The sequence below is a fragment of the Bacteroides sp. OF04-15BH genome (assembly GCF_003477995.1).
In the GTDB taxonomy this organism is placed as follows: Bacteria; Bacteroidota; Bacteroidia; order Bacteroidales; family Bacteroidaceae; genus Paraprevotella.
This window is the reverse complement of sequence record NZ_QUEM01000028.1, coordinates 24,741-37,725: the sequence shown is the minus strand read 5'-3', so window position 1 is coordinate 37,725 and position 12,985 is coordinate 24,741. Positions and strand designations below refer to the sequence as shown.

General features: G+C 51.4%; 7 protein-coding genes. 4 read left to right on the top strand and 3 right to left on the bottom strand.

What is annotated here, in order from left to right; all coding sequences use genetic code 11:
* Nucleotides 1–105: 105 nt before the first annotated feature.
* Nucleotides 106–1,014: an AraC family transcriptional regulator gene (locus DXA74_RS12105; protein ID WP_118527958.1), complete on the bottom strand. Its 909-nt coding sequence runs from the start codon at nt 1,012–1,014 to the stop codon at nt 106–108.
* A gap of 227 nt (nt 1,015–1,241) precedes the next feature.
* Between DXA74_RS12105 and DXA74_RS12100 the strand changes: the two genes are divergently transcribed.
* Both DXA74_RS12100 and DXA74_RS12095 read left to right on the top strand, forming a co-directional pair.
* Nucleotides 1,242–1,817 (top strand): DapH/DapD/GlmU-related protein, encoded by a 576-nt coding sequence (locus tag DXA74_RS12100; protein ID WP_118527956.1) that lies wholly within the window; start codon nt 1,242–1,244, stop codon nt 1,815–1,817.
* Between the two features lie 47 nt (nt 1,818–1,864).
* Nucleotides 1,865–2,836: an alpha/beta hydrolase gene (locus DXA74_RS12095; RefSeq protein WP_370448506.1), complete on the top strand. Its 972-nt coding sequence runs from the start codon at nt 1,865–1,867 to the stop codon at nt 2,834–2,836.
* 103 nt (nt 2,837–2,939) lie between these two features.
* Here the strand turns inward: DXA74_RS12095 and DXA74_RS12090 are convergent, their stop codons facing one another.
* Together DXA74_RS12090 and DXA74_RS12085 are read right to left on the bottom strand one after the other, a co-directional pair.
* Complete coding sequence (locus DXA74_RS12090) at nt 2,940–3,548, bottom strand: hypothetical protein (protein ID WP_118527952.1); 609 nt, start codon at nt 3,546–3,548, stop codon at nt 2,940–2,942.
* A gap of 33 nt (nt 3,549–3,581) precedes the next feature.
* Nucleotides 3,582–5,618, bottom strand: coding sequence for an endonuclease/exonuclease/phosphatase family protein (locus DXA74_RS12085; RefSeq protein WP_118527950.1), 2,037 nt, complete (start codon nt 5,616–5,618; stop codon nt 3,582–3,584).
* 300 nt (nt 5,619–5,918) lie between these two features.
* On the opposite strand from DXA74_RS12085, the gene DXA74_RS12080 reads away from it, so the two are divergent.
* Together DXA74_RS12080 and DXA74_RS12075 are read left to right on the top strand one after the other, a co-directional pair.
* On the top strand, nt 5,919–10,454 hold the full coding sequence (locus tag DXA74_RS12080; RefSeq protein WP_118527948.1) for a LamG-like jellyroll fold domain-containing protein: 4,536 nt from the start codon (nt 5,919–5,921) through the stop codon (nt 10,452–10,454).
* A gap of 199 nt (nt 10,455–10,653) precedes the next feature.
* Complete coding sequence (locus DXA74_RS12075) at nt 10,654–12,972, top strand: CotH kinase family protein (RefSeq protein WP_158576066.1); 2,319 nt, start codon at nt 10,654–10,656, stop codon at nt 12,970–12,972.
* Nucleotides 12,973–12,985 lie beyond the last annotated feature (13 nt).

The following is a 12,985-nucleotide window of genomic DNA, read 5'->3' as shown; positions in this document are numbered from 1 at the left end:
AAAGTATAAAAATCCGGAACCAGATGCCTCCGGAGCAGCAGATGCGGAGGGCGGGAAACAGCCCCAAATGCTGACACTTCGGTGCAGAAATCCGCCTCAAGCCTGTCAGGGTGTTACTTGCAGTTTGCGGTATTCATTGGGAGTATATCCCACGGATTTCTTGAACAGACGGTTGAAATGCTGCGAATACTGGAAGCCCAGTTCATAGGCAATCTGGCTCAGTTTCTTGTCTGTGCCCACGATATATTCCTTGGCCTGCTCAATCAGTTTGTTGCGGATCAGCTCCTGGGCGGTCATGCCGGTTTCCTTTTTGATCAGGTCGCCGAAATAGTTGGGCGAAAGGAATACCTTGTCGGCAAAGTAGCGCACCGTGGGCAGTCCCTCTTTCTGCGCCGTTCCGCTCAGGAAATAATTGTCGAGCAGACTCTCAAAGCGTGTCAGCACATCCCGGTTGGCCTGCGTCCGGGTGTGGAACTGGCGTTCGTAAAAGCGTAGGCAATAATCCAGCAGCAGCTGGATGTGATGCGCCATGATGCGTTTGCTCAGTCGGTCGGACGGGCGCTCCAGTTCCTGACGGATCTGTTGCAGACAGTCCTGAAACAGGCCCTTCTCCTCGTCGGAAAGGTGCAGCGCCTCCGATGAGGCATAAGAAAAGAAACTGTAGGTCTTGATTTCGCGGGCCAGGGCCGTGCCCTGAATCAGGTCGGGATGGAAGAGCAGTCCGAGAGCTCTGGGGCGTGTGCCTTCTTCCATGATGGTTTCCACCACCTGTCCCGGGGCAAAGCTGGTCACCGTGCCCTCCTGATAGTCGTATGTCTGTTTGCCGTAGCGTATGTCTCCGCAGCGTGTATCTTTCAGAAACAGGGCATAGACCCCGTAATGAATGGTGAAGTGTGCCGGCCATCGTGTGGCTTCCTGCAGGTCGACCACCCGGATCAGCGGATGCCCGCCCGGCAGACCGAACAGCTGGCAATACTGGTCCACGGAATTCATCTGGATAATATTCTCTGTCATATCGCTTTCTTGATTTCTTGTTGCAAAAATACATTTTTATAAAATAGGAAAAAGAGTTTTCCCGACGAAATCCGTAATCCGGGTACTTTCTTCCTGAATATGTCTACAAGCGCCCTTTGATTTTTGAAGTACTTTTGCCAGCGACAGAGGCAGGACACCGACAAGGCATGTACCTGCGACAGAAATTAAATCAAAGACAAGAACAGAATCAATAATCAAGAAGAACCATGACACTGAAAGAATTTTTGGACTATGTGCCTACCCGCGGACCTTTGAACACCGAGGGGATGCACCGCCTGATGAACGAGATGAGCGAAGAGGCGCGACGGGTGACTTTCCGCCTGAATTCGGCCTGGCACTCACAGGAAGAGATACGCAGCCTGCTGGGCGAACTTTTCGGTCGCCCGGTGCCCGATACTCTGCGGGTATTCCCGCCGTTCTATTCCGATTTCGGTAAGAACATCCATGTGGGAGAGAATGTCTTTATCAACGCCTGCTGCCATTTTCAGGACCACGGAGGCGTGACACTGGGCGACGGGTGCCAGATCGGGCACAATGTGGTGTTTGCCACTCTGAACCACGGGCTGGAACCGGCCGACCGCGGTACGACTTATCCGGCACCGATCGTGCTGGGACGCAATGTTTGGGTGGGCTCCAATGCCACCATCCTGCAGGGAGTGACCATCGGCGACAATGCGGTGGTGGCGGCCGGAGCTGTGGTGAGCCGTGATGTGCCGGCCAATACGATTGTGGGCGGTGTGCCGGCACGAATCATCAAGAGAATAGATAACCCCGAAAAATAAAGTATATGATTCGAAAAACTTATTTGTTTCTTTTAATAATGACGCTTATGATGACCCATATCCAAGCACAGGAAAATGAGAAGACTTTTGCTCCGAGCGACCGCGTGACGGTGGAGCGTGTAGAGTTCAAGAACCGTTTCGGCATTACGCTGGCTGCCGATCTGTATAAACCCAAAGGAGTGGAGGGCCCCATGCCCGCACTGGCCGTGAGCGGACCGTTCGGTGCCGTCAAGGAACAGTCGTCCGGACTGTATGCGCAGACCATGGCCGAGCGCGGTTTTCTGACCATTGCTTTCGATCCTTCCTATACCGGTGAGAGCGGCGGTGAGCCCCGTTATGTGGCTTCGCCCGATATCAATACCGAAGATTTCAGTGCCGCAGTGGATTTCCTTTCCTTGCGTCCGGAAGTTGATCCGGAGCGCATCGGCATTATCGGCATTTGCGGATGGGGCGGCATGGCGCTCAATGCGGCAGCTCTCGACACCCGCATCAAGGCTACGGTGACGGTAACCATGTACGACATGAGCCGCGTGACCGCCAACGGTTATTTTGACGCGATGGATGCCGACGCTCGCTATGAACTGCGCCGCAAGCTGAATGCCCAGCGCACCGAGGATGCCCGCAAGGGAGTGGCTGCACGTGCCGGCGGTGTGGTAGACCCGCTGCCCGCAGATGCACCGCAGTTTGTCAAGGACTATTATGACTATTACAAGACTCCGCGCGGCTATCACAAGCGCTCGCTCAACTCCAACGAGGGATGGAACACCACCTCTTCCTTGTCGTTCCTCAACACACCGCTGCTGGCCTACAGCAACGAAATCCGCAGCGCCGTGCTGATGATTCACGGAGAGAAGGCACATTCACGCTATTTCTCTGAGGATGCCTTCAAGAAACTCACGGGCGACAACAAGGAACTGATGATCATTCCGGGTGCCAGTCATGTGGACCTGTACGACAATCAGGCCGGTGTGATTCCGTATGACAAGATAGAAACTTTCTTCCGCACTTACCTCAAATAAAGCGGAACGCCCCATAAAAATCCCCTTACCGAAACGGTGACCGTAAAAGGTGGCCGTGTTCCGTAAGGGGATTTCTTTTTTCGGGATTACTGTGGGGCGAGGATTATTCCACGCGGACCACTTCGTCCATCTTGTATTTTCCGTGCGTCATGATGAAGCGGATGCGGCTCACTCCCTTGTTGCCCATATCCAGATAGGATACTTTGAACCAACCGTCGTTTTCGGCGATCACCTCGGTTACTTTGCTGACATCGCTCGGTCCGTCCTGCATGCCGGTGCGGAAACACCACATGGCATAACAAGGTTCCTCCATACAGTCGTAGTCATACTCCTTTTCCAAATACTTCAGGAGTTTCGGAGTACACACATCATTCGCAATTTTTTCCATACTTTCGGCATCAAACACATAATGGGCATAAAATGCTTTCAGAAATGTGGTGACGCTCTCGGCATCGGTGTTCATTCCCGGAATAACCACCTCGGGTTTCTCCTCCTGACTTCCAGTTCTGGGAGCAGGCGGCAGCTCCGTTTCCTTTTCTTCCGGCTCGATTACCTCTTCTTCTTCCTCCATGCTGTTGTCCTGTTCGGTTGTTTCTTTGGCCTGTGGCGCTTTGGAGTTGGAGCATGAGGCGCTTCCCAATCCTAAGGCCAGGATGGCAGCCAGCATGAGTGGCTTGGCCGGAACAGTCCATTTCAGACTTTCTTTTTTCATTTTCTTGAATTTTGAATCGTTTATTTGAATCTGTTACAGATCGTATTCTTTCAGCAGTTTGCCGTCGGCATTGTAGACCTTCAGCGTCAGCTGCTTTCCTTCTTTGCGGAGTACACCCATCGTGGCAGCTTCTACGGCACCTCCTCCGCCTCGGTATATCGGGAACGGGTTCTGAATGCTGTCTTTCTCAAAATATTTGAATTCATGGACATGACCAAAGAGCCCCAAGTCCCAGGAGGATTTTTCCAGAATAGGGCGCCAGAGTGTTGCAGAAGGCTGGTACTTGTCTGTGTTGCCCCACAAAGGAATATGGCCCAGAATAATGTGGCGGTCGGCGCGCTTGAAATCGCGGCTGCGGGTTTCCTGCTTCAGGAAGGCAGTCTGTTCTTTGCGGAACTCGGTGAAGTCATTCAGACCGTAATACACCCACGTATCATCGGGCTTGTCTTCGCCGCAGTCCAGATATACGAAGCGCGTGTCTCCCCAACTGAAGGCTCCATAAGGTTTTTGGGCTTCGCGCGGTGAAGAGGCCAGCCATCCGCTGGTTTCGCCTGTCTTGTCGGCATCTGTCTGTTCGGTTTCCAGGTTATAAGGCACAACGGGATAGTCAAACAGCGAGGGCATGCCCGATGAATAGGCGTTTCGGATTTCGTGGTTTCCGCGTATGAAGAAAATAGGATGCGTGGCTCCCTCAAAACGCTCGCTCAGACGGTTGATGTTGGCGATGGCTTCGTTTCGGTCGGCCGGTTCCGGCAGACAGTCGCCGTTGAAGAACACCATGTCGTGCGGAATCTTTTTGGCCAAAGCAGACATTTTCTGCTCGATTTGGTTGGAGCAGTGCATGTCGTTCAGCACGATGGCTGTGAAGTTCTCGGTGTCCGGAGTGGGCAGGGTGAAGCGGTAATAAGGGGTGCTCACCGTGTCGCCGAAGGCCTTGAAGTAGGCCTGATTCTCCAGAATCTCCTGAGCGCACACGCGATAATAATAGGTGGTGCCCTCTTTCAGATGGTTCAGGCGGATTTTTTGCTCGATATCATGACAGATAGCCTGTCCGCCGATGAGGCTGCGCACTTTCTGAGGTGCAGCCTTGCCCTGGGCTGCCAGCAGGGAGTCGGTGGTGAATTCCACCCAGCAGTGCGACGGACGGCGGGTCTGGAACATCACGGTGATTCCCTTTCCGGTGGGGTTCTGTAAATACGGCTGGCCGTAGAAGAAACGGTGGGCCGGTGTCTTGATGCGGAATTCGGAGACAATCGGACGGTGGTCTGAAGCGGTCTTGGCTTCGAGAACCCGGGTCCGTCCGTTGGACCAGTATAATGGAGCGGCTGTGGCTTTCCACACCGCAATATAGTCAATGGTCTGGGTCGGTTCGTCGGCCGGGAAGGTCGGTTTCTTGGGGTTGCTCACCAGAGTGAAATCTTTCATCAGTTGCTGTATCTCCGGACTGTCGGGTGTGGCGTTCAAGTCACCGGCCAGAATCAGCGGCTTTTCTTTCAGTGTGGGAACCACCTGACGGATTTTTTCCAGAGAAGCCATCCGGTCTTCGGCAGTCAGCGACCAGTGGGCGCAGGCCAGATAGAAAGAGTTGAATTCCGCAATGAGCAGCGTGCGTGCTTCTTCGCGTCCTGGCATCGGAATGCGCAGCGTGCTCAGCGGGCGCTCGCGGCAGAGTAGTCCGACTCCGTAGCCACCGCCTCCGAGGGGGATGGCCTGACTGAATACGGGGTACATCCGGGTGCGCCAGGCCAGTTCGCCCAGCACATAGCGTCCGTTGCTGCGGCTGGTGGCACTGTCTACTTCCTGCACGGCCACAAAATCGGCTCCGCAACGGATAATCTCGTCAGCCGTACGCTGATAGTCCGTGCGGTTGTCCATTCCTTTTCCATTGCGGATATTGTAGGTCATGAAACGGAAAGAGGTTTCCTTGAATTCAGGGTACAAAGGTGACTGGGGATGAGCGGCTGCCGGAACAGCGCTTCCCGGAAAGACATATCGTGCCGCTACCGGTGCGGAAAAGCTGCCGGCCAGGGCCATCAGGATAAGTCCTTTAGAAAAAGTGTATTTCATCATGACTGTTTTTGTTTTTATAGATTTGGTATATTAGGTTTCTGCAAAGATATGGAAAAGGAAAAAGAACCGGAAAGAAAATGAGCGAAAGATTGTTCTTTCTTGATTTTGCGCAATACGCACAGAGCGGCTCCGTCCGTGGGAAAAGGGATTATCTGGGGTTAAGCTCTGCTAAAAGTATTTATGTAAGTTGAATTTTGGTTAATCTTCGGGGAAAAGTAATTGCCTTTGTTTTAAGTTTTCTACTTTTATTCCCGATTAACTCAATTACCAATTACCTAAATAAATTATCACTTAAAGCTTATGAAACATAAGTACCTGTCCACATTACTGTGTATGGCCGCGATGACAACGGCCGACTCCTTATCAGCCCAGGTGCTGGTAAACTATGAAAAGTATCCCGATTATTCTTCACTGCTCAAGCCCGATCCTACTTTAGGAATTGAGCGCAGTGCCGTGAGCCGTGCCAAGGCGGCACAGACTCGTCCGGCCCGGGTGAACAATGCGGAGACTCCGTATTTCCCGCCGGTGTTTAATCAGGATGGCGGTTCGTGCGGTTCAGCTTCGCGTATCGGCTATATGTTCAATTACGAAATCAATGCTTTCCGGGGAGCGGATGGCTCGCTCGAAGAGAATCAGTATCCGACGCATTTCACCTGGCTGCTGACCAATTCCAACTCCGGTAAGGAAGGAATGGCTGCTGCCAACGGTATTCCGAATGTGCCGGTTTATGGCGGAAGAACCTATTCGCGCCTGTTCGGTAATCAGGATACTTCGGATCCCGATTTCGGATGGATGCAGGGATATGACAAATGGTATGCTGCCATGTGTAACCGTATCAGCCGCAACGCAAACTTCCCGATGAGCGTGCAGACCGAAGAGGGCCGTGAGGCGGTGAAAAACTGGATTTGGAATCATAACGGAGACACGGATTTCAAGGCCGGAGGTATTTGCGGTATTGGTGTGGCCAGCGGCGGTAACTGGCAGCGCATCCCGCAGACAGAGGCTAACGACGAGGCCGGTGTTACCAACCAGTATTATGTGCAGAACTGGGGTAAGTCGGTCGACCATGCCTTGACCATCGTAGGTTATGACGACCGCATCGAGTTCGATTTGGACGGCAACGGCATTGCCGGCGAAAAAGACAAGGATGAGGTGGGAGCCTGGATCGTGGTCAACTCCTGGGGTAACCAGTGGTGTAACAAGGGATTCATTTATTGCCCTTACAAGAATGCGGTACCTTGGGACGGATCAAACGATTATTACTATCCTGAAGTATATCATGTAAGAAAGAATTATCGCCCGTTCCGTACTTTTAAAATAAAGATGGAGTACAGCAAGCGAAGCGAAATCTGTATCAGTGGCGGTATATCAGCCGATGTAAACGCCAGCACTCCTGAACGGCTGGTACAGTTTGAGCATTTCAAATATGCGGGCGACGGTGACGGCAATGGCGTGGATGCCGAAGTGCCGATGCTGGGACGCTGGGCCGACGGCATGCACTACGAACCGATGGAGTTCGGCTATGACATGACCGATTTGTCTGCTTCTTTCGATACCCGCAAGCCGTTGAAGTATTTTCTGATTATTGATTCCAAGGCTTCAGCCAGCGGTTCCGGAAAAGTACACGCCTGCTCGCTGATTGACTATGAATTTGAAAAGAACGGTATTGAGTTCCCGTTCGATATCAAGGCCGACGGTGTGAAGGTGGAGACCAAGGGCAACCGTACCATCATTTCGGTGGTGGTTCCGGGCGAACCGTTGAATGCACCGCGTAACCTGATGCTGCGTAACGGACAGTTGTCTTGGAATGCTCCGGCTGCATCTCCTTACGAACTGAAAGGCTATAAGGTATATTGCAACGGCAGCGAAGTGGCAACTCTGGAAGCCGGTGCTCTCTCTTATCAGACCGAAAGCAATGGAAACTATGAGGTTGCCGCACAGTATCTGCTGAATGATGAGGAGGCATTGTCTACTCGTGTCGGACAACCGGTAACTGACTTTGCCGGTGTGGTTCCGGAAACCAACAAGGTTCGTTCTTTCTCGGCCTCCGGTTTTGAGATTGTCGACCTGCTGAAGGAGAAACTGGATCAGGCTACCATGGAATTCTGGATTAAGCCGACCACCGTATCGAACTGGAACCAGCAGATGGGTCCGGGTTGGGGTAACTTCCTGTTGCATACCACATCGGCCGGAGAGCTGGTGGTAGGATGGGATACCGGTAACCGTATTACCTCAAAGGCAGGCTGTCTGCAACCGGGAAAATGGGCGCATGTGGCTGTCGTGATCGACAAGAGTTCTATGACTGCATACGTCAATGGCGAACAGGTAGGCAGTCTGTTCTCTTCTTATTCCGGTATCGGAGGCTTCGGCTCTCTCATGGTAGGTGCCGAATCATCCAACGGACTGAATGCACAGATGGACGAATTCCGCATGTGGAATTATGCACGTACACAAACCCAGATTCAGGGTTATATGTATACCGAGTTGAAGAATCCTCAGGAAACCGGTGGCCTTTTGACCGAAATCCGCATGGATGATGCCGAAGGGCTGACCGATGCAACCGGACATTATACCATCCGTACGTTTGGTACTCAGGAGCAGCGGGAAGACAATACGCTCTTTAATGACAAGCGTTTGCCTTTGGCCAGCTTCACCGTTTCTGATGGTCCTTATTATGTAGGTTCGGCTGTTCAGATTGAAGATACTTCCAAGGGTGGTATCGTATCCTGGAAATGGGATGTTACCGGCGCCGAAGAAAAGACATTGGAAACTGAGAACCCGGTATTGTTGTTTACGGAAGCCGGTCAGCAGACCATTGCCCTGACGGTTACCGATGCGATGGGAAGAGTACGGACCACTCAGAAGAGTATTACCGTTCAGGAGATGCCGGCACCGGAAGCACGTTTCAAACTGAGTGCCGAGAGCATACCGGCCGGTACGGCTGTGAGCCTTATTAACGAATCTGAGGGTGGCGACGGCTGTAAATATACGTGGAGCATGCCGGGAGCACAGACCGAAACGGCTCACACTCGCAATGCTTCAGCTGCTTATCTGGAGGCCGGAGATTATGAAGTGACTCTGACCGTGACGAATGCTGCCGGCAGCAGTACACTGACTCAGACCGTACACGTGGAGGAAGTGGCTCCACAGATTGATTTCAACATCAACCCGCAGATTGTCATCAAAGGGGAACAGGTGAACCTCGAAGACCGAAGCCTGCATCATCCTACCTTCTGGAAATGGGAGATTGAAAACGATGCACACTGCATCTTGGTACACGACCAGAACCAGGCTATTGAGATGAAGTATCCGGGTATCTACAAAGCCCGTCTCACAGCATACAACGAGCAGGGAGGAAACGTTCAGGAAAAGGAACGCGCCGTAATCGTTTGCAATGCCGACGGACAGACCGGATTGAACTTCGGTGGCGGCAACGAATATGTGCAGCTTCAGAAAGATCCGATTGCAGCCGATGCCAAGAACTTCACAATCGACTGGTGGATGTATGCCAAGAGCAACAGTGCCCGTGCACACAGAATCGGAAATGACGAGAAGGGTGTGCTGATCGAAACAGCTGCTGACGGTACGCTTTCCGTAACTATCAACAATCAAAAGGTATCTTCACCGTCAGGAACCGTGACAACGGGCCAGTGGCATCATTATGCCGTTGTGTTCAAGATGGGCAGCGTCTATATCTATAAGGATGCTCAATTGCTTACGGCAACCAGCGTGACGGGATATAAGTACGAAGGCTCCGAGGCGCCGTTCTGCCTGAGTGGTCAAGATGCGCCGATGAATGCCGTTATCGATGAGTTCCGCGTTTGGAACTCTGCACTGACAGACGAGAAGATTCTGGAATATGCCAATAACGTGATTGCCGATGTGCCGGCTGCCATGCAGAACGACGGACTGAGTGTTTACTATCAGTTTAACCAGAACTCTGGTGACGTGCAGGATGCAACAACCAATGCCAACACCGGTACCCGTGTGAACTTTGGTCCTTCCGGCGACTCTTGGAGCGCATCAAAGGGAATCTTCTGTCTGGCTACCTTGAAGCGTATTGACTGCACCGATCAGTATCTGACCAATTATCTCATGCCGTTCCGCAGTACCAGCAAGACGGTCAACCCGATGAACTCATCCCGTTTCGTGGAACTGGAGCAGGGAACTGCGCAGTCTGCCTGGAAATTGGAGAACTCAGTGAGCGGTCTTCGTGTGACTACTGGTTTCCATGTGGATAAGAATAAGGCTTCGGCCATGACATTGACTACTTCATGGGACGGTTTCGCCGAAGTGATTAAAGACCACAAGGCTTATCAGACTGTGACTTTGCCGGCAGGTTATTACGTATTGGGCGTAGAAGGATATCAGGAATTTGCAGCCAGTGGTTCTTATCTGGTAGCAGCCAATGGCAAGGGACTTCCGAATACAGAGAATGTTTCCCGCAATTCTATTGCCTATGCACCGCTGGCCGATCAGGAATTGGGCTTTGTCGTGAGTGACCAGGATCAGGAAGTGTCTTTGGGTATTCTGGCCAATATGAGTGGTAAGAGCTGTCTGACTCTCAAGCGCGTTTATCTGGAGAAGAAAGTATTCGAAGAGTACGGCACTCCGACAACCGATATCGAAAGCAGCGAGACAGCAACGGCAGAACCTCGTTTGCAGATTGTTGTTCACAACGGCTCTCTGGATATCACTTCTGATGTCATGCAGCGGGTACGCGTCGTTTCCGTTTCCGGTCTGACTTGCTTCGACCGCGATGTTCAGGGAACAGTGCGCCTGTCTTTGGCAAAAGGCATTTATATTGTCAATGGAAAGAAAGTAATGGTATTCTGATGCTGTTGCTTTTCTCCGACTGGGATTAAGGCTTTGCCCTCATCCACATAGAGTAATCGCATTCTGCTCTGTAATGGGGCAGAATGCGATTTTTTTCTTGTATTTTCAGTTCTCTTTCTATGAAAAAGGACACAATTGTTGCAAATGTTTTTTGAAAAAATTAGATTTGCATACTATATATCCAAAAAACGAACAAAACATGAAACGCACTTTTTTATTACTCCTTGCCGTGTTGCCCGGCCTCAGTTGGGCCAAACCGCTGTTTGAGCAGGGAAAGAAATACCGCTTTCTGTGTGCTTTCTGGCAGCAGGGAAGCGTGGTGGACGGCCCGGCCATAGGCCAGAGTACACCTGTATATTATGATATCCATGATGAAAACTCAGAAGCCGGATACTGGTATGTAACCGAGACTTCGAACGGACAGTTTACGATTCAGAGCGTTACGTCGCAGAAGTATCTTACTTATGACGGAGAGCGTACGGATACAAAGCGCTATGTGGATTTGACGGCCGAACCGAATGGGAATGCTTCTCTCTGGACTTTTGACCTGGAAGGTGATTATTACATTATCCGGAATGTGCAGGATAAATCTCAGGTTCTGGATGCCCGAAAGGATTCTTACATAGTGGGCACCTATCAGCAGTATGCCACTGCCGGCGATAACGAACGTTTTAAGGCTCTGGACGAGGACGGAAAACCGGTGTTTGATCTGGATGAGGACGGCCAGTATGATATTACCCAGTTGGTGGATTCTATTGTGATAAACGGAAAACGTGCTGTATTTGATGCCGGCGGAAATTGTTATCTTCAGACCGTTTCGGAGAAATTCCGCGAACAAACGGATTATGAGGTAACCTGTTCTGCCTACCCGAAGGATGCGGAAAATATGGAAGTACGTGTCGGTGACCAGCCGTTATCCGGAACATTCCGTTTTGAGAACTATCAGAACGGAACCCATTTCCCGGTTACGGTATATAACCGCCAGACCGGTGAGACTGTGGCTCAGGCAGAACTTACGTTTACTTTCCTGCCTGTGGTTGAGTTTACCGGTGCGGGATTCAATAAAGTGGAGTATGTTCCCGGAACCATTCGCGTGACAGATCCCGATACCGAAGGGGCAGATCCTTTGTATCAGGCCAAGTTCCGTTATCGCGGTGCCACGGCTTCGGGTATGAACAAGAAGGCGTATGCCGTGAAAATCACGGACGAGGCTGGTGAGTCGCTGGATGCCAGTTTCTTTGGATTGCGTGAAGACAACAACTGGATTCTCGATGCAATGGCTGTGGATCCGGGACGCATGCGTAACCGCGTATCTACAGACCTTTGGAATGACTTCTCCATGCCGCCGTATCATTTTGCAGATGAGCCGGAGGCGCACAATGGAACAAGAGGCCGCTTTGTGGAGACTTTCCTGAACGGCAAGTATAACGGTCTGTATTGCATGACCGAGAAACTGGATCGCAAGCAGCTGAAGCTGAAGAAAATCAAGGAGAGTACGGTTGCCGGTGAGCCGGCAACGATTCGTGGCGCCTTGTATAAGTCCGACCAATGGAGCTATTCTGTGTTTATGGGACACGACCAGAACAGTCGGTATTATCCGATGACTCCAGTGTCTTCTTACAATAATAATAGTGATACGTGGGACAGCTGGGAAATGCAATATCCCGATCTGGGAGACGGAGAACCGATAGATTGGGGACCGTTGTCCAAAGGCATCAATGTGGTGGCTGCCGCTTCCAAACAGACTTTCCTAGCTCAGGTTGGCGAACAGTTTGATTTGCCCGTTTTCCTGGACTATTATCTGTTCATCGAACTGATGCTGGCAACCGATAATCACGGCAAGAATATGTTCCTGCACCACTATAATGTTCAGGATTCCAAAATGATGAGTATGTCTCCCTGGGATTTGGACGGAACGTGGGGACGCCGGTGGGATGGCAGTGACTTTACCCGAAATTATGCCACAACCGATTTCATCACTTATCTGTGGGCGCATGAACACGGTGAGCACACGCTCTACAAGCGCCTGATGGAGTATGACTATGACAATTGGAATGAGCAGCTTGCCGGTCGCTATGCAGCCTTGCGTGCTACTTATTTTGATGAAGAAAGTCTGTATCAGCGTTTCGAGAAATATGTAAGACTGTTCCAGGCCAGTGGAGCAGACGACCGTGAGATGGACTGCTGGAACGGCAGCAACGGAATTTATCTGGACTTTGATTCTGAACTGGAATATCTGAAGGATTGGATTCACCGCCGTATTGCCTATCTGGACAGACGCTATCATTATGACCCGACTACAACAGGCATCACTCAGCCGGATGAGACGGAGCAAGTTGCCGTTACCGGTGGTGACGGATATATCCTGATACGAAGCAATGAGGCGCAGACGGTTCCGGTATATAATATTTCCGGTGTCCGCATCCAGAATGCCTCTGTGCGTGCCGGAGTGAACCGTATTCCGGTTTCTGTTCCGGGTATCTATCTGGTTCAGGGACAGAAAGTCGTTGTGCGTTAAGTCTGGGATTTTA